At 68.5% G+C, this 21,767-nt stretch carries 17 protein-coding genes; 8 read left to right on the forward strand and 9 right to left on the reverse strand.

Annotated elements, in window-relative coordinates; all coding sequences use genetic code 11:
- Nucleotides 1-47: 47 nt before the first annotated feature.
- The 4 genes from HWX14_RS13435 to HWX14_RS13450 form a co-directional block, all read right to left on the reverse strand.
- Complete coding sequence (locus tag HWX14_RS13435; RefSeq protein WP_175883160.1) at nt 48-1,763, reverse strand: cation:proton antiporter; 1,716 nt, start codon at nt 1,761-1,763, stop codon at nt 48-50.
- 207 nt (nt 1,764-1,970) lie between these two features.
- Nucleotides 1,971-3,398, reverse strand: coding sequence for a cytochrome c (locus HWX14_RS13440; protein WP_175883161.1), 1,428 nt, complete (start codon nt 3,396-3,398; stop codon nt 1,971-1,973).
- Complete coding sequence (locus HWX14_RS13445; protein WP_175883162.1) at nt 3,395-5,173, reverse strand: GMC family oxidoreductase; 1,779 nt, start codon at nt 5,171-5,173, stop codon at nt 3,395-3,397. Before HWX14_RS13445 ends, HWX14_RS13440 begins: the two co-directional genes overlap by 4 nt.
- A complete protein-coding gene (locus HWX14_RS13450; RefSeq protein ID WP_175883163.1) occupies nt 5,173-5,913 on the reverse strand; it encodes a gluconate 2-dehydrogenase subunit 3 family protein in 741 nt (246 codons plus the stop codon). Before HWX14_RS13450 ends, HWX14_RS13445 begins: the two co-directional genes overlap by 1 nt.
- Nucleotides 5,914-6,508: 595 nt before the next feature.
- Between HWX14_RS13450 and HWX14_RS13455 the strand changes: the two genes are divergently transcribed.
- Entirely contained in the window at nt 6,509-7,093 is a 585-nt protein-coding gene (locus HWX14_RS13455; protein ID WP_175883164.1) for an RNA 2'-phosphotransferase, read from the forward strand.
- 19 nt (nt 7,094-7,112) lie between these two features.
- Here the strand turns inward: HWX14_RS13455 and HWX14_RS13460 are convergent, their stop codons facing one another.
- Entirely contained in the window at nt 7,113-7,529 is a 417-nt protein-coding gene (locus HWX14_RS13460; protein ID WP_175883165.1) for a DUF3995 domain-containing protein, read from the reverse strand.
- A gap of 295 nt (nt 7,530-7,824) precedes the next feature.
- Between HWX14_RS13460 and ald the strand changes: the two genes are divergently transcribed.
- Nucleotides 7,825-8,940: an alanine dehydrogenase gene (gene ald, locus HWX14_RS13465; RefSeq protein WP_175883166.1), complete on the forward strand. Its 1,116-nt coding sequence runs from the start codon at nt 7,825-7,827 to the stop codon at nt 8,938-8,940.
- Nucleotides 8,941-8,985: 45 nt separating this feature from the next.
- Here the strand turns inward: ald and polX are convergent, their stop codons facing one another.
- From polX to HWX14_RS13485, 4 genes are all read right to left on the reverse strand, one after another.
- The gene (gene polX, locus HWX14_RS13470) at nt 8,986-10,767 is read right to left on the reverse strand and encodes a DNA polymerase/3'-5' exonuclease PolX (protein ID WP_175883167.1); all 1,782 of its coding nucleotides are present in this window, start codon (nt 10,765-10,767) and stop codon (nt 8,986-8,988) included.
- Between the two features lie 149 nt (nt 10,768-10,916).
- Nucleotides 10,917-11,309, reverse strand: coding sequence for a TraR/DksA family transcriptional regulator (locus tag HWX14_RS13475; RefSeq protein ID WP_175883168.1), 393 nt, complete (start codon nt 11,307-11,309; stop codon nt 10,917-10,919).
- A gap of 389 nt (nt 11,310-11,698) precedes the next feature.
- The gene (locus HWX14_RS13480; RefSeq protein ID WP_175883169.1) at nt 11,699-13,105 is read right to left on the reverse strand and encodes an undecaprenyl-phosphate glucose phosphotransferase; all 1,407 of its coding nucleotides are present in this window, start codon (nt 13,103-13,105) and stop codon (nt 11,699-11,701) included.
- An 11-nt stretch (nt 13,106-13,116) separates the two neighbouring features.
- Nucleotides 13,117-13,899, reverse strand: a complete 783-nt coding sequence (locus HWX14_RS13485) for a Crp/Fnr family transcriptional regulator (protein WP_175883170.1) — start codon at nt 13,897-13,899, stop codon at nt 13,117-13,119.
- A gap of 921 nt (nt 13,900-14,820) precedes the next feature.
- Between HWX14_RS13485 and HWX14_RS13490 the strand changes: the two genes are divergently transcribed.
- The 6 genes from HWX14_RS13490 (at nt 14,821) to HWX14_RS13515 (ending at nt 21,734) form a co-directional block, all read left to right on the forward strand.
- Nucleotides 14,821-15,603 carry a Crp/Fnr family transcriptional regulator gene (locus HWX14_RS13490; RefSeq protein ID WP_175883171.1) on the forward strand — a complete coding sequence of 261 codons (783 nt, stop codon included), beginning with the start codon at nt 14,821-14,823 and terminating at the stop codon, nt 15,601-15,603.
- 180 nt (nt 15,604-15,783) lie between these two features.
- Nucleotides 15,784-16,035, forward strand: coding sequence for an acyl carrier protein (locus HWX14_RS13495; protein WP_175883172.1), 252 nt, complete (start codon nt 15,784-15,786; stop codon nt 16,033-16,035).
- The gene (locus tag HWX14_RS13500; protein ID WP_175883173.1) at nt 16,032-17,228 is read left to right on the forward strand and encodes an acyl-CoA dehydrogenase family protein; all 1,197 of its coding nucleotides are present in this window, start codon (nt 16,032-16,034) and stop codon (nt 17,226-17,228) included. Before HWX14_RS13495 ends, HWX14_RS13500 begins: the two co-directional genes overlap by 4 nt.
- Nucleotides 17,225-18,199 (forward strand): amino acid--[acyl-carrier-protein] ligase, encoded by a 975-nt coding sequence (locus HWX14_RS13505; protein ID WP_175883174.1) that lies wholly within the window; start codon nt 17,225-17,227, stop codon nt 18,197-18,199. The genes HWX14_RS13500 and HWX14_RS13505 overlap by 4 nt, the downstream gene beginning before the upstream one ends.
- Nucleotides 18,196-19,251 (forward strand): DUF1839 family protein, encoded by a 1,056-nt coding sequence (locus tag HWX14_RS13510; RefSeq protein ID WP_175883175.1) that lies wholly within the window; start codon nt 18,196-18,198, stop codon nt 19,249-19,251. Before HWX14_RS13505 ends, HWX14_RS13510 begins: the two co-directional genes overlap by 4 nt.
- A complete protein-coding gene (locus HWX14_RS13515) occupies nt 19,248-21,734 on the forward strand; it encodes a glycoside hydrolase family 2 protein (RefSeq protein ID WP_175883176.1) in 2,487 nt (828 codons plus the stop codon). The genes HWX14_RS13510 and HWX14_RS13515 overlap by 4 nt, the downstream gene beginning before the upstream one ends.
- Nucleotides 21,735-21,767 lie beyond the last annotated feature (33 nt).

A 21,767-nucleotide genomic window follows, 5' to 3' on the forward strand; every position in this document is an offset into this window, starting at 1 on the left:
ACCGCCGCCGCGCCCCTGCCCGCTGCGCGGCGCGATGCCGCGCACCGTCAATGCGCGGCCGCGACCGGCTTCGCCATCCGGCCGAGCACGTGCTCGGTCATCCCGCGCGCGAGTTCGCTCTCGCCCATGAACACGGTGCCGATGCCCTCGCTCGACAGCAGCGCGGCCTCGTCGCCGCTGTTCGTGCACAGCACGACCTCGAGCGTCGGATTGAGCGTGCGCGAGATCTCGACGATCTGCCGCACGTCGAACACGTCGGGCAGCGTGACGACCAGCATTCCGGCGCGGGCGATATGCGCCTGCACGAGCACGATCGGCTCGATCGCGTCGCCCGACACGGCCGCGATGCCGTCCGCGCGCAGCTTCTCGACGAGCTCGCGATTCTGCTCGACGACGACATACGCGATCCCGCGCTCGTCCAGCGCATGCGCGATCCGCGTGCCCACCTTGCCGTAGCCGACGATCACCACCTGCCCGGTCAGATGCGTCTGCGGCGTCGACATCGGCAGCGCCGCGAGCGGATCATCGCGCGCCTCCAGCTTGCGCGCGAACGCCGAATGCTTGCGGATCCACGCGAGCGCCGGATCGATCATCGCGAACAGCAGCGTGTTCATCGCGATCGAGATCAGCGCAACCGCGAGAATCAGGCTCTGCCCCTCGGCCGACAACAGCCCGAGCGCACGGCCGAGCCCCGCGAGAATGAACGAGAATTCGCCGATCTGCGCGAGGCCCGCGCCGACCGTCAGCGCGGTATTCAGCGGATAGCGGAACGCGATCACGAGCGCGACCGCCGCGAGCGTCTTGCCGATCAGCACGATCGCCGCGACCTCGATCACGTGCAGCGGCTCTTCGATCAGCACCTTCGGATCGAACAGCATGCCGACCGAGATGAAGAACAGCACCGAGAACGCGTCGCGCAACGGCAGCGTCTCGTCGGCCGCGCGCCGGCTGAACTCCGACTCGCGCATCATCATCCCGGCGAAGAACGCGCCGAGCGCGAACGACACGTCGAACAGCTTCGCTGCGCCGAACGCGATGCCGACCGCGGCCGCGATCATGCACAGCGTGAACAGCTCGCGCGAACCGGTGCGCGCGACGAGCCACAGAATGCGCGGAAACACGCGCTTGCCGACCACCAGCATCAGCGCGATGAACGCGGCGACCTTCAGCATCGTGACGCCGAGCGTGCCCCACACGCTGCCGCCGGCCGCATGCGCGTCGCCGGGCGGCGTGCCGCCGAGCAGCCCCGCCACCGGCGGCAGCAGCACCAGCACGAGCACCATCACGAGATCCTCGACCACCAGCCAGCCCACCGCGATGCGCCCGTTGACCGTCTCGACGAGCCCGCGCCCTTCGAGCGCACGCAGCAGCACGACGGTACTCGCGACCGACAGCGCGAGCCCGAACACGAGCGCCGCGCCGAGGCTCCAGCCCCACGTGAGCGCGAGCCCGCCGCCGAGCAGCGTCGCGACGGTGATCTGGACGATCGCGCCCGGCAGCGCGATCTTGCGCACCGCGAGGAGATCGCCGAGCGAAAAATGCAGGCCGACGCCGAACATCAGCAGCATCACGCCGACTTCGGCGAGCTGCTGCGCGAGCGACAGGTCGCCGACGAAACCGGGCGTGCCGGGGCCGATCACGATCCCGGCGAGCAGATAGCCGACGAGCGGCGGCATTTTCAGCAGCGACGCGAGGTAACCGAAGATCATCGCGAGACCGAAACCGGCCGCGAGCAACGCAATCAGGCTGACGTCATGAGGCATCCCCCCTCCCAGGCTCTTGTAACTATTTAGTAAGGTTCAAGAGTGAAAGGATAAGGGATGAGGCGGAAAAATGGCGCGCCGCCGCGAAAATTTCCCGCAGCGGCGCGTGTTGCGGGGCGCGACCCCGGCGAAGGAAAAGGCGTCGTAACGCCGCCGCGCGTCGGCGCGAACGCAGCAGCAGGCAGGGCTCGCGCCCCGCCGCTGCCGTTAGCGCGACGCTTGCGGGAACCGCGCGCCCGGCGGCGGCTCGGGCCGCGTCGACGGCACGCTCTTGCGCACCTTCGCGACCTGCGCGGCCGTCACCGGCGCGCCCGTGTTGCCCCAGCTCGTGCGCACGAAGTTCGACACGTCCGCGACTTCCTGGTCCGACAGGCGCCAGCCGAACGGCGGCATCGTGAAGGTCGACGGCGCGGTGCGCGTGCCCTGCAGCGCGCTGCCTTCGAGCACGACGTGGATCAGCGAGGTCGGATCGTCGCCCTGCACGACCGGGTTGCCGGCGAGCGCCGGGAACACGCGCGTGTAGCCGTGGCCGTCGCTGCGGTGGCAGGCCATGCAGTTGTCGCGATAGACGGCCGCGCCCGGCTTGCTCGCGTCGCCGGTCTGCAGCGCCTTCGCCGCGGCCGCGTCGTACACGTGCGGCTGCTCGCCCTGCACACGCGGCGGCAACGTCTTCAGATAGCGCGCGATCGCGCTCAGGTCGTCGTCGGTCATGTGCTGCATGCTGTGGCCGACCACGTCCGTCATCCCGCCGAACGCGGCCGTGCGCAACGTGCGGCCCGTCTTCAGGAACTGCACGATCTCGGTTTCGTTCCACGTGCCGAGGCCCGTGCGCGGCTCGCCGCGCAGGCTCGTCGGCACCCAACCGTCGATCGCCGCGCCGCCCGCCAGGAAGTCGAGGCCGTCCGCGTCGGTCAGCCCGCGCTCCTGCATCGTCGGCGCGCGCGGCGTGTGGCACGCGCCGCAGTGGCCGAGCCCCTGCACCAGATACGCGCCGCGCGCGACCACCGGGTCGGTGTACGACGCCGCGTCGAACGGCTTCGGCGACGGCGCGAACAGCTTGCGCCAGATGCCGAGCGGCCAGCGCATCGACAGCGGCCACACGATGTCGACCGCGCGGTTCTCGTGCTCGACCGGCGCGACGCCGTGCATGAAGTACGCGTACAGCGCCTTCATGTCGTCGTCGGTCAGACGCGCGTACGACGGAAACGGCATCGCCGGATACATCGTGTCGCCGTTCTTGCGCACGCCTTCGCGCACCGCGCGGGTGAAGTCCTCGTAGCTCCAGCCGCCGAGGCCCGTCTTCGCGTCCGGCGTGATGTTCGTCGAGTAGATCGCGCCGATCGGCGTATCGAACTTCAGGCCGCCCGCGAACGGCTTGCCGCCGCTCGCGGTGTGGCACGCGATGCAGTCGCCTGCGCGGGCCAGGTATTCGCCGCGCTTGACGAGCGCCGCGTCGGCGGACTGGGCGACAGGCGCAGCAGCCGCGCCCGAAGCCGCGGCCGCCACGGACGCCGGCTGCGCGAACGCCGTTCCGCCCGCGAGCCCGAATGCCGCCCATGCCGTGCCGATCGCCAGCGCGCGCCGCAGCGGAGAAACGCGGCGCGCGGCGTTGTGGTGATTCATCGTCCTCTTCATACGGTCACCAGCGGGGCGGGATTTTTCAGGTATTGCTCGCGGATCGCGCGCGCCGACCAGTAGGCCAGCGCCGCGATGATCCCGGTCGGGTTGTAGCCGATGCCCTGCGGCAGCGCCGATGCGCCCATCACGAACACGTTGTGCACGTCCCAGCACTGCAGGTAGCGGTTCAGCACGCTCGTCTTCGGGTCGGTGCCCATGATCGCGCCGCCGACGAGGTGGGTCGTCTGGTACTGGCGCGAGTCGAAGTGCTTGCCGAACTCGCGCGTCGACACGCCGATCGCCTTCGGCCCCATCGCCTCCGCGATCTTCTTCATCTGCCCGGTCACGTACTGCGCCATCTTGATGTCGTTGTCCTTCCAGTCGAACGTCATCCGCAACAGCGGCTGGCCGTACGAATCGCGGTAGGTCGGGTCGAGATCGAGATACACGTCGCGGTACGACATGTTGGTGCCGTGCGCGTCCATCGAGATCGTGTGCGCGTAGTTGTCCTTGACAGCCTTCTTCCACGCCGAACCCCACTGCGGCGTACCGGGCGGCGTCGCGATGCCGCTGATCGGCTTCACGCCGGCCTGGTTCACCCACAGCGGCGAGCCGCCGACGAAACCGAGCGGGCCATGATCGAAGTTGTCCGCGTTGAAGTCGTCCACCGCGACGCCGTTGCCGCCCGCGCCGATGAACGGATTCGTGTAGGTATCCTTGTCGAAGAACGCCTTGATCGTCGACAGGTTCTGGTACGCGAAATTGCGGCCCACGACACCTTCGCCCGAGATCGGATCGTACGGCTTGCCGATGCCCGACAGCAGCAGCAGGTGCACGTTGTGATACTGGAACGCGGCCACGATCACGAGATCGGCCGGCTGGTGCACTTCGCGTCCGGCCGGATCGACGTAGGTCACGCCGGTCGCGCGCTTCTTCGCGTCGTCGAGGTCGACGCGCAGCACGTGGCACTTCGAGCGCAGCTCGAAGTTCGGCGCCTGCTTCAGCGCAGGCAGGATGTTCAGGTTCGGCGACGCCTTCGAATACATGTAGCACGCGTAGCCGCTGCAGTAGCCGCAGAAGTTGCACGGGCCCATCTGCACGCCGTACGGGTTCGTGTACGGGCCCGACGTGTTCGCCGACGGCAGCCGGTACGGATGCAGGCCGAGCGAGTGCGCGGCGTCGAAGAAGCGCTGCGCCGAATACGTATTGAGCTGCGCGGGCAGCGGGAAGTTGTCGCTGCGGTTCGCCTCGAACACGTTGCCGTCGCCGACCACCTTGCCGCCGACCTTGTACGCCTGCCCTGACGTGCCGAACACCTTCTCGGCGAAATCGAAATGCGGCTCGAGCTCGTCGTACGTGACGCCCGTATCCTGGATCGTCATCCCTTCGGGGATGAACTTCTTGCCGTAGCGCTCTTCATAGTGGCTGCGCAGACGCAGCTCTTCCGGCGTGATCCGGAAGTGCACGCCCGACCAGTGCAGGCCCGCGCCGCCGACGCCTTCGCCCGGCAGGAACGCGGCAAGCTGTCGATATGGCAGCGCGGTGTCCTGCAGGCCGTGGCGGATCGACACGGTCGTCTTCGACAGGTCGAGGAACAGCTTCTTGCGGATGTTGTAGGTCAGCTCGTCGATCGTGTTCGGGTACGCGCCGTCCGGATAGGTGTCGCGATATTCGCCGCGCTCGAGCGCGACGACGTTCAGGCCCGCTTCGGTCAGTTCCTTCGCGAGAATCGCGCCGGTCCAGCCGAAGCCGACGATCACCGCGTCGACATGCGGCTTCTTGTCTGCGGCCATCAGCTGCGCTCCCCGTTGATCGAGACGGGGCCGTACGGATAGGGCTTGCCGCTCTGGTTGACGAAATCCATGAAGTCCGCGCGCGCGCCCGGGAAACCGATCATCTTCCACGCGGCCATGTCGCGATTGCCGCCGTGCACCGGATCGCAGAAGTAGCCTTCGCGCGTGTTCTGCAGCAACTGGCCGAGGAACACGCCGGGCGGGACGTCGTCGATCTGCGCGCCGCCCTTCTCCAGCGCGCCGAGCACCGTGTCGCGCGTCGGCGCGTCGAGATCCGCGAACGCCTTGCCGTGCGCTTTTTCGCAATAGCGGTTGACCGCCGCGATGCCGAGCCGGTAGATGTCGCGCGGCACCAGCTTCAACTGATAGCCGAGCTCGGGCACGCCTTGCTGGAACGGCCCCTGCATGTACCACGTCGCGCCGTGCGCATACGGCGTCTCCATCTGGCGATCGATGAATTCGGGCACGCCGGCCTCGAGCGCGCCGGGGCCTTCGGCGTCGGCCGGAATCAGCCGGTCGACGGCGGCCTGGACGAACGCCCATTCCTTCGCATCGAAAAAGGTCGGCTTGTACGGCGCGCGTTCGGCGCTGGCCGATGCGGCGGGCGCGTTGCCGGCCGTCGTCGCGGACGGCGACGACGAGCGCAGGTCGCAGCCGGCGACCGACGCGATCGGCACGAGCGCGACCGATGTGCGCAGGAAACGGCGACGCGAATTGGGTTTGTCAGGTGGCGTGGACATGGTCGGATGTTGATCGTTGGGGATCGGGGTTCGGACGCGCGCATTCCGCATGTCGCGTGCCCGGCAGGCAGCCGTGCCGCAGGCGGCCGGTCGCCCTGTTCTTTCGTGTGTTGCGCACAACCTCGATGCAGGCGTCCGGCCGCGCGGTCCGCGGCGGCGCCGTCATTGCAGCCGCGCGTCGCCCCAAGTTCCGGCGGCGCTGCGCGGATCGACCTCTTCGCGGGCCCTATCGTCGGACAAATACCGGCATCCGCCTGCATCGGCCCGTCATCGCCCATGACCCTAGTTCAACTTAGACGCCGCGTCTGCCGACGGCAAGCGCAACGTGCACGACCCTCTTTTCGGGTCCGGCGACGAGTGCGGCGAATTATATATGGAACCGGTTCCAGTGCTAGAGGGTTCAATGCAATTCAGTGCATCGAAATTAGCAACAATAGGAAATCCGAAAGCCGGAATGTGCAAGGATGGCCAGATGGCGGACAGCCGCGCCGCTCGGGCGGACGATCGGGCGGCGGCGCGCGCGTGTCGCTTTCCCGCGACGCCCGATCAGATGGCGGTGCGGATTGGCAGCGCGCTCTGGTAGCCTCCGCCACTCATGAATACCCAGAAAAACAAACGGCCAGCGCCCGATGCGACCGGCATCAGCAAATATCTGAGCTACCTGTTGCGCCACGAGCCGCAGGCCATCGGCCTGCAACTGGACGCCGAAGGCTGGGCCGATATCGACGAACTGATCGCGCGCGCCGCCCGTCACGGACACCGGCTCGATCGCGCGACGATCGAAAGCGTCTGTGCAACCAGCGACAAGCGACGCTTCGCACTGTCGGACGACGGCCGGCGCATCCGCGCGGTACAGGGCCATTCGACGCCTGTCGTGCAGCGCCGGTATCCGGCCGCGCAACCGCCCGAACGCCTGTATCACGGCACGGCGACACGCTTCCTCGATTCGATTCGTGCACAAGAGCTGAAACCCGGCGCCCGTCATCACGTGCATCTGTCGGCGGACATCCGGACGGCGCTGGCCGTCGGCGCGCGCTACGGCGTGCCCGCGATTCTCGAAGTCGATGCGCGGCGCATGCACCGGCAGGGCCACACGTTCTTCGTCGCCGAAAACGGTGTGTGGCTGACCGATGCCGTGCCGGCCGACTACCTTGCGCTGATCGATACGCCCGCGGGCTGAATCGCGCGCGGCTCTCCCCTCACCACGGCCAGAACATCGACGCGATCGACAACGCCAGCGCCGCGCACAGCGGCGAGTAATACAGCGTGTCCATTCGTGCGAAACGCGACCCGCGAACCCGCTTGAAGAAGCCGACGTAGCGGAAATCGCCGACGGCCCGCACCGCGAAGATCAATGCGAGCGCAACGACCGCGAACGCGATCGTGCATGGATACGCGTTGTGCCCGAGCCAGCCGGCACGCGCGGCGACCACGCCTGCGCCGCCCAGCAGTGCCGCCGCGATGGCAAGCGTGCCGACCGCAGTCGGCCGCAACAGCGGCATGCCGTCCTGCTCCGGAATGGCCGCGCGCTTGCCCAGCCGCCCGCCGAACGCCCAGTAGACATGCACGAACGCGATGGCGCAAAGCGTCGGCACGCTGAAATACGCACTGGTCATGTCGATCGATGTCCTCGCCTCGTTGTCTCGTCGTTTTGCCGAAAGGATTCCGGCGCGCGGCCCCGGCCCGCGGCACGCATGACGATACCGAAACCCGGCCACGTGCGCATTGCGACGTCCGGTCGCAACCGGTCGCCGCGCATGCTGCGTTGCAGTGCGGTGCGTCGGCGCGCAGGCCGCCTGCTTGACTTCCCTCCGCGCACCACTAGGCTGTTATTCCAGTACTGCGATCGGCATGCCGCTGCGCCACCGGCTGCCCGCACGACGACGATAACGAAGGCCATGGAGGCGACTCATGCTGATCGGTGTGCCGAAGGAGATCAAGAACCACGAATACCGCGTCGGCCTCACGCCGGCCGGCGCGCGCGAACTCACGCGGCACGGCCATCGCGTGCTCGTGCAGCGCGGCGCGGGCACGGCGATCGGCCTGCTCGACGACGACTACACGGCCGCGGGCGCGACGCTCGGCGACGGCGCGGAAGAAATCTTCGCGCGCGCCGACATGATCATCAAGGTGAAGGAGCCGCAGCCCACCGAATGCGCGATGCTGCGGCGCGGCCAGATCCTCTACACGTACCTTCATCTCGCGCCCGATCCCGACCAGGCCGCCGCGCTCGTGAAATCCGGCGCGGTCTGCATCGCGTACGAAACCGTCACGGGCCCCGGCGGCGGCCTGCCGTTGCTCGCGCCGATGAGCGAAGTGGCCGGACGCATGTCGATCCAGGTCGCGGCGACCCACCTCGAAAGCCCGCGCGGCGGCCGCGGCGTGCTGATGGGCGGCGTGCCGGGCGTGCCGGCCGCGCATGTGGTCGTGCTCGGCGCCGGCGTGGTGGGCACCGGCGCGCTGCAGATGGCGGTGGGCCTCGGCGCGCGCGTCACCGTGCTCGACAACAACGTGAACCGGTTGCGCCAGCTCGATCTGGTGTTCGCCAACCGGATCGCGACCGTCTGCTCGAACGCGCATACGGTCGACGAAGCCGTGCGCGATGCCGACGTCGTGATCGGCGCCGTGCTCGTGCCGGGCGCATCCGCGCCGCGGCTCGTCACGCGCGACATGATCGCGACGATGCGCAAGGGGGCGGTCGTCGTCGACGTCGCGATCGACCAGGGCGGCTGCTTCGAGACCTCGCATGCGACCACGCACGCGGCGCCGACCTTCATCGTCGACGGGGTGGTCCACTACTGCGTCGCGAACATGCCCGGCGCGGTCGCGCGCACGTCGACCTTTGCGCTGAACAATGCGACGCTCGGCCATGCGCTCGCGCTCGCCGACAAGGGCTGGAAGCAGGCGATGCTCGACGATCCGCATCTGCGCGCGGGCCTGAACGTGTGCGATGGCCACATCACGTACGAAGCGGTCGCGCTGGCGCTCGGCCTGCCCTACGTCCCGGCGACCGGCGTGCTCGCATGACCCTGCCGGCATGAGTTGAACGCATTGCGGCCGGCCGTGTTGCGTTCACGCGCCCGTCGACCGGCTCCGCTTCGCGCCGCTGCCCGCCCCGCTGCCCGCACCGCCCATCGTGCGCGCCAGCAGCGGCCGCAGTTGCGCGAGCGTGCGCGTGTTCAGCACGTCCTGCCGCGTCAGCCAGCCGCGCCGCGCCTGATCGACGCCGAACGCGAGGTTGTCGAGCGCGTCCGCGCTGCACGCATCCGAGCCGATCGCGACCGGCACGCCGGCCTTCGCGGCCTCGCGGCACCAGACGTCCGGCAGGTCGAATCGCCGCGGCAGCGCATCGAGTTCCACGAAACAGCCGCGCGCGGCGGCCTGCGCGAGCACGCGCGGCACATCCAGTTCGCATGCGTCGCGCTCGCCGAGCACGCGGCCGGTCGGGTGCGCGAGGATCGAGAAATGCGGATGGTCCATCGCGCGCAGCATGCGGTCGGTCTGCGCGCCGCGCGGCAGGTCGAAGCCGTCGCGTACCGCGCCGACCACGAGATCGAGCCGGCCGAGCATCGCGTCGGGCACATCGAGGCTGCCATCCTCGCGAATGCCGGCTTCCACGCCCTTGAGCAACACGAAATCGTCGAACGACGCGTTGATGCGATCGATCTCGTCGAGCTGGCGCGCGAGCCAGTCGAAGCCGTTGCGATCGCCGCCGCCGGGCGGTGCGCGGTCGGTGACGGCCAGGTACACGAGCCCGCGCGCACGCGCGGCGGCGGCCATCGCGCGCAGGCCGTCGCGGCCGGCCGATGCGTCGGTATGCGCATGCAGGTCGCCATGCAGATGCTTGCGCTCGACCAGCGCCGGCAGCGTGCCGGCACGCGACGCATCGATCTCGCCGCGATCCTCGCGCAATTCGGGCGGCACCTCGTGCAGCCCGATGGCCGCGTAGACCGATGCCTCCGTCGCACCGGCGATCCGCTCGTCGCCGCGAAACACGCCGTATTCGTTGATCTTCAGGCCGCCGGCCTGCGCGATCCTGCGCAGCGCGATGTTGTGCGCCTTCGATCCCGTGAAGTAGACGAGCGCCGCGCCGAACGCATCGGCATCGACGACGCGCAGGTCGACCTGCAGGCCGTTCGCGAGCATCACGCTCGACCGGGTCTTGCCGTGCGCGAGCACGCGCGCCACGTCGCCGTAGCCGACGAACGCTTCGGCGACCGCCGCCGGCTCGCGTGCGGTGACGAGGATGTCGAGATCGCCGACCGTCTCGCGGCGGCGGCGGAAGCTGCCGGCCGGCACGGCCTGGCCGACGCCGGCCACCGCACGCAGGCGTTCGAGCAACGGCATCAGCGCATGCGCGGCGTCGGGCAGCAGGAAGCGTTGCGGCTCGCGCTGCAGGCGATCGTCGATCGCCTCGAGCAGGTGCGCTTCGGTTTTCGCGCCGAAGCCCGGCAGCTCGCGCACATGCCCGCTCTTCGCTTCGGCGCGCAGCTGTTCGAGCGAATCGACGTGCAGCGCGTCATGCAGCGCCTTCACGCGTTTCGCGCCGAGCCCGGGCACATCGAGCAGCTCGACGATCGCGCCCGGCAGCGCATGACGCAAGGTCTGCTGCAGCTCGCAGGTGCCGGTCGCGGCGATCTCGCGCAGCTTCGACGCGAGATCGGCCCCGATCGACGGAATCTTCCCGAGATCGTCGCCGTTCGCGATCATCGTCGGGATGTCGCGGCCGTAGTCGGCGATCGTGCGGGCGGCGTTGCGGTACGCCCGCACGCGAAACGGGTTGGCGCCCTGGATCTCGAGCATGTCCGCGATCTCGGCGAATATGGCCGCGCATTCGGCATTGTGGATCGGCATGATCGGCGTGGCTCCCTTCCACTTGGATGGCGCCGCGCGCCAGCGCGACGGCGTCTGCCCGCCCGGCGCCGTTCGTCGACGCCGCCGGGCGCCCGTAGGTCATCCTACGCCGGCCGCGCGTCACGTGCAGCGCGGTTGGAGTCGCGACGTCAGAGCGACGCGCGCGGTGTCGTCGCGTAGCGCCGTTCGTAGAGCGTTTGGCAATGCGCGCAGCGTTCGGCGGTCGGGCGCGCCAGCAGGCGCTCGTAGGCGACCGAGCCGTCGCAGTCGATGCATTCGCCGTAACTGCCGTCGCGCATCCGCTGCTGCGCGCGGCCGATCGCGCGCAGCTCCGTCAGCTTCATGCCGATCAACGCATGATCGACGTCGACGAACAGGTCCGCGTTCGCCTCGTCGCCCTCGTCCGGCGCCGCGCCGGCAAGGTCCGCATAGGATTCCGACGCGCGCTGGTCTTCGCTCGTGCGGATCTCCGCACGCAGCGCCTGCTCGCTCTCGTTCAGCCGCTGCTTCAGCGTCTGCCGTTGTTGTGGGTCGAGCGACATGGCCGTCTCTCCTGTTCCGGGTTCCGCGCGAAAAAGAGCGGCGCGCGGTATCGCGCCGGGTGCGCGGCGCACAGGCATGACCTGTGCCGTCGCATCCGGACGAACGGGCGGCCGGACACGCGAAACGCCGGACGCATGCGACGCAGGATAAACCCATTGAACACGCGTGTGTTGACCGGAATCAGCGTGCCGGTCAGGCAGCGCCAGCCCTGCGAAAACTGGGGACGGACGAGCAATCCCGACCGGCGGCACGCGTCGCGAAGCCGGCCGCCACAACCGCAGCGCAGCAATTTCCGGCGCGGACACCACGCTTCTTGCCGTGCCCGCGAACCGGCATCACGCCGTCGATACGATCGCCCGCGCGGCGCCTCCTCGATGATTCGTCATCCTCAGAACGCATTGCGCCCGATGAAGCCGCGCACCACCGTCATCAGGATGATCTTGATGTCGAACCAGAAGCTCCAGTTCTGCATGTAGAACAGATCGAACTTCACGCGCGCCGCCATCGCCTCGACCTTGCGCGTCTCGCCGCGATAGCCGTTCACCTGCGCCCATCCGGTGATGCCGGGCCGCACGCGGTAGCGGTACATGTAGCAGTCGATCAGTTGCCGATACAGGTCGTCGTGTTCGATCGCGTGCGGACGCGGGCCGACCACCGACATCTGCCCGAACAGCACGTTGAAGAACTGCGGCAGCTCGTCGAGCGACGTACGCCGCATGAACGCGCCGACGCGCGTGATGCGCGAATCGTTGCGCGACGCCTGCCGCAAGACGCCCGGCTGTACGCGATGCACGCGCATCGTCCGGAACTTCAGGATGTCGAACTCACGGCCGTCGACGCCCTTGCGGCGCTGCCTGAACAGCACCGGCCCCGGCGACGACAGCTTGACCGCGATCGCCAGCATCGTCAGCAGCGGCAGCAACGGAATCAGCACGCCGAACGCGAACAGCCGGTCGAACGCGAACTTGGCCCACAGCTCCGGCGCGGAGCGCGGCGTGGTCGCGAGATTGATCGCCGGCATGCCGAGCACGTCGGTCGCGGAGCGATCGACCACCGCCATCTGCCGCACGTCGGGCAACAGCCGCAACTCGACGAACTCGTCGCGCAGTTCGCGCACGATGCGCTGGATCCGCCACTCGTGCGACATCGGCAGCGTGAGCCAGACCTCGTCGATGTCGCCGCCGCGAATCAGGTCGCGCAACGTGTCCCAGTCGTCGATCACCGGCACGCCGCCGATGCCGCCCGCGGCGGCCTGCGCGTCGTCGTCGAATACGCACGCGGCCACGAACGGGCCGTTCGGCGCGAGCTGCATCCGCTCGATCGCCACGCGCCCATATGCGGTGGCGCCGACGACGGCGACGCGGCGCTGCCGGGCGCGCGGATCGTCACGCGTCAGCGCGAGCGCCAGCAGCGCCGCACGGCCGAGCAGCAGCGCGGCGTCGCCGGCCAGCACCGTGCGCACGATCCAGCGGGTCGTGACCGTGCCGCCGCGGTTCATGATCCACATCGTGCCGGCCACCGTCAGCACGCTCGCGCACACCATCGCGACCGTCGTGTGCGTCAGCACGTGCGCATCGCCCTGCACCGCCACGCCGCCGCGCACGGTGCGCAGGTAGCGCGGCAGCAGCGCCGCCGTCAGCACGCACAGCAGCGCGATCGAACCGCGCTGCGCGTCGGACAGGTCATGCCAGCCGAGACCCGACGCCACCTGCGCGACGAGCGCCCCGGTCAGCACGAGCACGACGTCGGCCGCCGCGATCGCGGCACGCCGCATCGCATTCGTTCCACCGGACATCGACCGCATCGTCACGCACCATGGGCGGGGAATCCGCAACGCTCTTCCGGCATGCGCGGGCGAATCGTCGCGGGCCTCGCATTCGCGCGCGTGCCCAGCAACCGGCGATAGTCGGCACGAATCAGGTCGTAGCATTCGCACGCGTGATGTTCGAGGCCTTCGCGGTCGAGCACCGTGATGCGGCCGCGGCGTTGCCGGATCAGCCCGGCTTCCTGGAGGTTGCCGGCCGCTTCCGTCACGCCCTCGCGCCGCACGCCGAGCATGTTCGCGATCGTCTGCTGCGTGACGGCCAGCTCGTCGCCGTCGATCCGGTCGTGCGCGAGCAGCAGCCAGCGGCTGAGTTGCTCGCTGACCGAGTGATGCCGGTTGCACAGCGCGCTGCGCGAGATCTGCGCCATCGTCGTCTGGCAGGTGTTGAGCAGCAGCCGGTAGGTCTGCGCCGACCGCTCGAATTCGGCGCGCATCACGCAACTCGGCACGCGATAGGCCATCCCGCCGATGCGCACCTCGACCCGGTTCGACGCGGCGATGCCGCCGACCAGCGTCCCCAGCCCCACCACGCCCTCGCGGCCGACCACCGCCACCTCGACCATCGCACCGTCCTCCATCAGATGCTGGACCGACATCATCGCCGTCGTCGGAAAATGCAGATGGCGCATCGGTTCGCCGACCCGGTCGAGCATCCCGGCCTTGATCCTGACCAGTTCGAGATGCGGTGCGATGGCGCGGATGCTGTCCTCCGGGAGGGCAGCAAGAATGGCGTTCGCCGAATAGCTCGAGTGAAGATGAAGCATGTCTGTATCCCTTTTATCGTCCGCGCCGCTTGCAGCAGCGAGCACGGAACTCGTTATCGCGATGCGCGCCCGGACATTGACAGCGGTTGCGGCCCACAACCCTGAATCCGACTGATCATCGGCTTGTCAACGCCGAATTGAGTCGACTGCCCCGTTTCGACACGCCAGCCCGAATAAGCGATTTACGTGCCAATAGCCGCCCGTCCTTAATATATGAATCACATCCGATTTAGAACCCTCGAATAACCGCCCCCCAATCCCAAAAAGCGTCTCATTTCCGGACACTCCGCTGCGCGACGGACACTGCGCGCATTCGACTGATCAATTCCTCCGCGTCGGACCGGAACGCATGCGTGGCGGCTGCGACGCTTATCGTTCAAATACTTACAGCGGTTTTTCAATTGTTTCCGTGATGTGCGGCGCAGCATTTCGCGCGGTCGCCGCACCGCACACGCCCGTTTCAAACTGTCTCAAATTTGAATCGGGACACTCATCCGGGACTCTGTCCGTTACCGCACATATCCCACGCAACCTATTGATCTAAATGAAAAATCAGGTGATCCCCATTTATTTGTCAAATAATGTTCAATGCATTCTTGCCAAGTTCGCTGTACGATTCGCCACGTTGACCGATTGATTCCAAGTCGACATAGAATGACAAGCAAGCTCACGATTCCATTTCCGGATGATTAATTCCGTGGAAAGGAATCATTAAATCGACATAACGTTTTCGCTCAATCGCAACCGTCAAACATTGTGAAATAGCAAAATGTGGAATTGCCCGGATTCAATTGCGTGCTAGCCTTTTTCGCGAGTATCGTCTTTCCGTTTTTTTGATCAACAAAGTCCGCACGATCGTGCGAAATCCCGTTCCGGGGTTCGCCGAGACGACGCGCGACCGCCAACCTGCGAGGATGCGCCGTGACTCATCAGGCCGCCGAAGCCGTCGCGCATGCGAACGGCATGATCGAGCTGTCCCACAGCTTCGACGCCAACCGGTTCCTCGCGGCGATCGACCGCGACGAACTCGCCACGCTGAAGCCCCACCTGCAACTCGTTCACCTGAAATCCGGGCAGGTGCTCTGCGAACCCGGCGAAATGCTCGCCGCGGTCTACCTGCCGGTCACGACCGCGATTTCGCTGCAGTACGTGTCGTCCGGCGGCATGACGCTGGAAGTGGCGGAGATCGGCAGCGAAAGCGTGGTCTGCGACGACGTGATCGGCGGCAGCGGCCGGATGCCCTGCCGCGCGGTCGCGTGCCGCGACGGTTTCGTCTACCGGCTCGACCGGCGCGTCTTCGCGGCCGCGTTCGATGCGTCGCCGGTGATCCGCCATCTCGTGTTCGTCTGCGTGCGGCTGCTGATGGCGCAGGTCTCGCAGATCACGTTCTGCAGCCGTCATCACGTGCTCAAACATCAGTTGTGCAGATGGTTCCTGCTCGCGTTCGACCGCACGCGCAGCATCGAGATCCAGGTGACGCACAGCATGCTCGCGCAAATGCTCGGCGTGCGGCGCGAAACGGTCACCGACGCCGCCGGCGAAATCCAGAAGCTCGGCCTGATCCGGCAATACCGCAGCTCGATCGAGCTCGCCGATCTCGACGGCCTCGAAAAAATGTCGTGCGGTTGCCGCGCGATCGTGCGCGACGAGATGAAGCGCATCCTGTCGGCCGACTCGGGCGTGCCGGCCGCGTCGCGCGCGTGATCGGCGCGCCGGACCGGAGCGGCGCCTCGGCGCCGCTTGCGTGCCGGGTCAGCTGTTTGTAGGGTGGCGAACAGAACGCCGTGTCTGCCAATGGTCTACTGATGCCGGACTGCCGGGGGGATGTCAGCGCATATCGCGCGTCTGCCCGTGCAGACGACACCACGCACGCCGGAGCAGCACGTGAAAAACGACATCAGATCCATCCTCAAGCACGTCGCCCACCTCGAAGCCGCGATCGACTCGATCGGTGACGGGGACGACCTCTACGAAGCGGGCCTCTCCTCGCTCGATACGATCCAGCTGATGCTCGCGATCGAAAAGCAGTTCAACATCGAGATTCCCGACGAGATGCTGAACCGCAACCTGTTCCGCAGCATCGACGCACTCGCGGACACGATCGCCACGCTGCAACGCACCGAGCACTCGGCATGAGCGCGCTGCTACCCGAACTCGCGTCCGACAGCGATTCGCATCGGCTCGACGAGGCCGCGCATGCCGTCGCACAGATCGCCGCCCAGCATGCCGATGCGGTCGATCGCGACGCGCGCTGCCCCGTCGAGGCGATCGAGGCGATGCGCGCGCGCCGCCTGCTCGGCGCGATGGTGCCGACCCACCTCGGCGGCGCTGGCGCGTCGCTGGAAGACATCGCGTCGGCCTGCTCGATCCTCGGGCAGGCGTGCGCGTCGTCGGCGATGGTGTTCGCGATGCACCAGATCCAGGTGGCCTGCATCGTCAACCACGCCGCCGACCAGGGCTGGCACAAGCTGTTCCTGCAGCAGCTCGTGCGCCACCAGTGGCTGCTCGCATCGGCCACGTCGGAAGACGGCGTCGGCGGCAACCTGCGCGCGAGCCAGTGCGCGCTCGAAACCGACGGCGGCGGGTTCCGGCTGCACAAATCCGCGCCGACGATCTCGTACGGCGACTACGCGGACGGCATTCTCGCCACCGCGCGACGCGACGCGGATGCGCCGGCTTCCGAGCAGGTGCTCGTCACGCTGCTGCGCGACGGCTATACGCTCACGCGCCGCGGCGAATGGGACACGCTCGGCATGCGCGGCACCTGCAGCAACGGCTTCGTGCTCGACGCGCAGGGCGCCGCCGTGCAATGCCTGCCGGTGCCGTTCGCGAAGATCGCCGAGGAAACGATGGTGCCGGTCTCGCACATCCTGTGGGCCGCGGTGTGGATCGGCGTGGCCGGCGACGCGTTCCATCGCGCGCACCAGTTCTTCCGCGCGCAGGCGCGCCAGACCGACGGCGCACCGTCGCCCGCCGCGCGGCGCATCGCCGAATCGCTCGCGCTGATGCAGGCGATGCAGGCCCGCGTCGACAACGTGCTGCGCCTCCACGCGAACGCGTCGGCCCGCTCGTGGTCGGCCGGCATGGCCTGGGCCGCCGAGATCAATACGCTGAAGACTTACGTGTCGGCAACCGCGCTCGAAGTCGCGCACCAGGCGATGATGATCTGCGGGATGGCCGGCTACAAGCAAGGCACGCCGTTCAGCATCGGCCGCCACATTCGCGACCTGCACGCGGCGCCGCTGATGATCAGCAACGACCGCATTGCCGCCAACACTGCGAGCCTGTTGCTCGCGCTGCGTCCCGCGACGCTGGAGAAACATACGTGAACGATCGCCTCGCCGTGCCCTCCGCCCCTTCCGTTCCCGCCGACGCACCGCTCGACCGCGCGGGTGTCAATCCGCTGCGCGACGCGCTGATCGACGCGGGCCTGCTGGTGTCGACCGGCATCCAGGGCCTGTTCGGCCGCAGCGAACGATTCGAGCGCGTGGTCGAAGCGCTCGACGCGTTCGTCACGCGCATCGGCGCCGACCAGCAGGCCGAAGTGCTGCGCTTCCCGCCGGCGATGAGCCGCACCGAGTTCGAACGCAGCGAATACATGAAGAGCTTCCCGCAACTGGCGGGCAGCGTGCATGCGTTCTGCGGCGACGAACGCCAGCATCAGCGCGTGCTGCAATGCCTCGATCGCGGCGACGACTGGACCGAAAACCAGAAACCGACCTACGTCGTGATGACGCCGGCCGCGTGCTACCCCGTGTATCCCGTCGTCGCGCGCGCCGGCGCGCTGCCCGCCGACGGCCGGATCGTCGACGTGTTCTCGTACTGCTTCCGTCACGAGCCGTCGCTCGACCCGACCCGCATGCAGTTGTTCCGGATGCGCGAGTACGTGCGGATCGGCACGCCCGAGCAGATCGTCTCGTTCCGCGAGACGTGGATCGAGCGCGGCACGCGGATGATCGAAGCGCTGCGCCTGCCGAATGCGATCGATCTCGCGAACGACCCGTTCTTCGGGCGCGGCGGCAAGATCGTCGCGGACAGCCAGCGCGAGCAGAACCTGAAGTTCGAGCTGCTGATTCCGATCGAGCACGACGACCGACAGACCGCGTGCCTGAGCTTCAACTACCACATGGACCATTTCGGGCTGCTGTGGGACATCCGCACCGCGACCGGCGACGTCGCGCACACGGGCTGCGTCGGCTTCGGCCTCGAGCGGCTCACGCTCGCGCTGTTCCGCCACCACGGCTTCGACATCGATGCATGGCCGAGCGAGGTGCGCGACGTGCTGTGGGGCGCGCGATGAGGTTCGTTTCCCGCGACGGCGAAGACGCGTCGTTCGAGGGCGTGCGCCACCGCGCGCGCCACTACCGGCCGCACCCGCTGCACAGTCAGGAGATGGTCTGGAAGCAGACCAACTGCTACGTCGACATGTGGCTCGAGGTGCTCCGGTGGTGGGGCCTCAATCCGTATGCGGCGCTGCCGTTTACGATCGCGCTCGATTTCGAGGGCGACCAGTTCACGTTCTTCAAGTTTCCGCACGACGAGCTGGAGCGGCTCTATGGGATCGTCGTGCAGGAACATTCGATCTACGAACCGCTCGACCAGCACATCGAAACGCAGGTCGCGCGCGGCCACCTGATGATCGTCGAGGTCGACGCGTGGTTCCTGCCCGATACGCGCGGCAGCAGCTACCGCACGCAGCACACGAAGACGACGATCGGCATCGACGCGATCGACCGCGCGAAGCACCAGATCGGTTACTTCCACAACAGCGGCTATTACGTCGCCGAGGATTTCGACTACAACGGGCTCGTCGGCGCCAGTTCGCCGATGACGCTGCCGCCGTACGTCGAATGCGCGAAGCGACGCTTTGCGCCGCTCGACGAGCGCGCGCTGTGCGAAGCCTCGCTCGCCGCGTTGCAGCGCCACCTGCGGCGCCTGCCGGTCGTCGATCCGATCGCGGCGTTCCGCCGGCAGTTGCAGACCGACGCACCGCTCCTCGCCGAAGCGCCGCTCGAACGCTTCCATGCGTACTCGTTCAATTCGGTGCGGCAGCTCGGCGCGAATTTCGAACTGTTCGGCCACTATGCGCGCTGGCTGCAGGCGAGCGGCTGCATCGGGCCGTTCGCCGAGATCCGCGCCGCGTGCGATCGCATCGCGTCCGAAGCGATGGTGCTCGAATTCCGGCTCGCGCGCGCGTGCGCACGCGGCAAGGAAGAACGCGGCGATTCGACGCTCGAGGCGATCGGCGCCGCGTACGCCGACCTCGTCGCGTGCGCGCGACAGATCGGTGCGCCGCTGCGCCACGTGACGCCCGTGCGCGCCGACCCGGCGCCCGTGCCGGTCATGCGGTGACACGCGCCCGCACCCTGCCCGCGTGGTCGATGCGTGCGACGGCGGCGGGCGCCGTGCGGGAACCGCGCGACCTCCCCGCCGACCATGGCGGCTGGATCGCGGCGCCGGTGCCCGGCACGGTCGCGCAGGCGCTCGCGCTGGCCGGCCGGCTCGACGAAGCCGCGTCGCTCGACGAGCGCGACCACTGGTACCAGCTCGAACTGCGCGGGCGCGGGCCGCGCATCCTGCGCTTTCACGGCCTCGCGACGCTCGCCGAGGCCTGGCTCGACGACACGCCGATCCACCGCTCGGACAGCATGTTCGTCGCGCATGACGTGCCCGTGTCGCTCGACGGCACGCACCGGCTGACCGTCTGTTTCCGCGCGCTCGCGCCGCACCTGCGCGACGCGCGCGCGCCGCGCCGTGCGCGCTGGCGCACGCGGCTCGCCGAGCCGGCCGCGCTGCGCACGATCCGCACGTCGCTGTTCGGGCACATGCCGGGCTGGTTTCCGCCGTACGTGCCCACCGGCCCGTGGCGGCCCGTCGACGTGCTGGATCCGGCCGACGGGCCCGTTGTGGCCGATTGCAAACTGAATGCCCGCGTCGAAGGCGACACGGGCTGGCTCGACGCGGAACTGACGTTCGCCTCGCCGCTGCCCGACACGTTCGCGGCGCGGCTGTCGTGCGGCGAACATCACGCGACGCTCGAACGGGCCGGCGCCGACCGGCTGCGCACGAGCGTCGCGATACCGAACGTGCGCCGCTGGTGGCCGCATACGCACGGCGAACCCGCGCTCTACGAGATCGTGCTGCATATCGGCGATGCGCGCCGGCCGCTCGGCTCGACGGGTTTCCGTACGATCGACATCGATTCCGGCGCCGACGGCAAGGGTTTCGGGCTGCTCATCAACGGCGTGCCCGTGTTCGCGCGCGGCGCATGCTGGAGCAGCGCCGCGCCGCTCGCGCTGCACGCGGACGACGCGACCTACGGCCGCCTGCTCGCGCTCGCGCGCGACGCCGGCTTCAACATGATCCGCGTCGGCGGCACGATGACCTACGAGGCCGACGCGTTCCACGCCTGGTGCGACCGGCTGGGGCTGCTGGTCTGGCAGGATTTCAGTTTCGCGAACTTCGATTACGCGCTCGACGACCCCGCGTTCGCGGCCAACGTCGATCGCGAAGCGGGCCAGTTCCTCTCGCGTCACGGCGCTTCGCCGTCGCTTGCGGTGCTGTGCGGCGGCAGCGAGATCGCGCAACAGGCCGCGATGTCGGGGCTCGGGCCGAAGCAGCGCTTCCTCGATCTGACGGCCGACCGGCTGGCCGGCCACGCGGCCGCGCACCGCCCCGATGTCCCGTACGTGCCCGATTCGCCCGACGGCGGCGTGCTGCCGTTCACGCCGCGCGAACGCGTGTCGCACTACTACGGCGTCGGCGCGTACCTGCGTCCGCTCGACGACGCGCGCCGCGCGGACGTGCGTTTTGCGAGCGAATGCCTCGCGTTCGCGAACGTGCCGTGCGATGCGACGCTCGCGGCGCTCGGCTGGCCCGGCGTGCACGAGCCGCGCTGGAAGGCGGCCGTGCCGCGCGACCCCGGCACGTCGTGGGATTTCGACGATGTCCGCGACCACTATCTGCAGACGCTGTACGACGTCGCGCCCGACCGGCTGCGGCGCGAGGATCCGGCGCGCTATGTCGAGCTGTCGCGGGCGGTGATCGCGGACGTGATGCGCGAGACGTTTTCCGAATGGCGACGTGCCGGCTCGCGTTGCGCCGGCGCGCTCGTGTGGCAGTTCCAGGACGTGATGCCGGGCGCCGGATGGGGCGTGATCGACGCCGTGCACCGGCCGAAATCGGCATGGTATGCGCTGCGTCAGGTGCTGCAGCCGATCCAGGTGCTGCTCGTCGACGAAGGCCTGAACGGGCTCGACGTGCACGTGGTCAACGAGCGCCCGGCTCCGCTGTCCGCCGCGGTCGAGCTGGTCGCGCTGCGCGACGGCCGCACGCCGGTCGCACGGGCCGGCTGCCCGGTGCGGATTGCCGCGCACGACACGGTGCGGCTCGGCTCGGCCGAGCTGCTCGGCCGCTTCTTCGACTGGACCTACGCGTACCGTTTCGGCCCCTGCGAACACGATACGGTCGTCGCGACCTTACGCGCCGACGACGGCACGCTGCTGTCGCAGGCGTTCCATTTTCCGTCCCGCACGCATCCAGCCGTGCTGGCGCGTCGCGAACCGGGGATCGAGGCATGTGTATCGCGCACCGGCGAGACCTGGCACGTCGACATCGACACGCGACACGTCGCCCGCCACGTGCAGATCGACGCGCCGGGCTTCATGCCGAGCGACGACTGGTTCCATCTCGCGCCCGGCACGCCGGCGCGCATCGCGCTCACGCCGATACGGCTTGACGGGAAGCCTGCGGCGGCCGACGACAACGTCGCGCCCTCGGTGGAAATCCGGGCCGTGAACGCCGCGCGCGCGGTGCGCGCCACGCAGGCCGGCTGACACGACGCGCGCGGCCCCCGCGCGCGTCGTGCC

Origin of the sequence: Burkholderia sp. BCC0044 (assembly GCF_902832955.1) — a bacterium.
Classification (GTDB): Bacteria; Pseudomonadota; Gammaproteobacteria; order Burkholderiales; family Burkholderiaceae; genus Burkholderia.

Bases quoted from the DNA above. Each gene is read 5' to 3' on its own strand.
- HWX14_RS13435 (WP_175883160.1), bottom strand. From the start codon at position 1,763: ATGCCTCATGACGTCAGCCTGATTGCGTTGCTCGCGGCCGGTTTCGGT.
- HWX14_RS13440 (WP_175883161.1), bottom strand. From the start codon at position 3,398: ATGAAGAGGACGATGAATCACCACAACGCCGCGCGCCGCGTTTCTCCG.
- HWX14_RS13445 (WP_175883162.1), bottom strand. From the start codon at position 5,173: ATGGCCGCAGACAAGAAGCCGCATGTCGACGCGGTGATCGTCGGCTTC.
- HWX14_RS13450 (WP_175883163.1), bottom strand. From the start codon at position 5,913: ATGTCCACGCCACCTGACAAACCCAATTCGCGTCGCCGTTTCCTGCGC.
- HWX14_RS13455 (WP_175883164.1), top strand. From the start codon at position 6,509: ATGAATACCCAGAAAAACAAACGGCCAGCGCCCGATGCGACCGGCATC.
- HWX14_RS13460 (WP_175883165.1), bottom strand. From the start codon at position 7,529: ATGACCAGTGCGTATTTCAGCGTGCCGACGCTTTGCGCCATCGCGTTC.
- ald (WP_175883166.1), top strand. From the start codon at position 7,825: ATGCTGATCGGTGTGCCGAAGGAGATCAAGAACCACGAATACCGCGTC.
- polX (WP_175883167.1), bottom strand. From the start codon at position 10,767: ATGCCGATCCACAATGCCGAATGCGCGGCCATATTCGCCGAGATCGCG.
- HWX14_RS13475 (WP_175883168.1), bottom strand. From the start codon at position 11,309: ATGTCGCTCGACCCACAACAACGGCAGACGCTGAAGCAGCGGCTGAAC.
- HWX14_RS13480 (WP_175883169.1), bottom strand. From the start codon at position 13,105: ATGTCCGGTGGAACGAATGCGATGCGGCGTGCCGCGATCGCGGCGGCC.
- HWX14_RS13485 (WP_175883170.1), bottom strand. From the start codon at position 13,899: ATGCTTCATCTTCACTCGAGCTATTCGGCGAACGCCATTCTTGCTGCC.
- HWX14_RS13500 (WP_175883173.1), top strand. From the start codon at position 16,032: ATGAGCGCGCTGCTACCCGAACTCGCGTCCGACAGCGATTCGCATCGG.
- HWX14_RS13510 (WP_175883175.1), top strand. From the start codon at position 18,196: ATGAGGTTCGTTTCCCGCGACGGCGAAGACGCGTCGTTCGAGGGCGTG.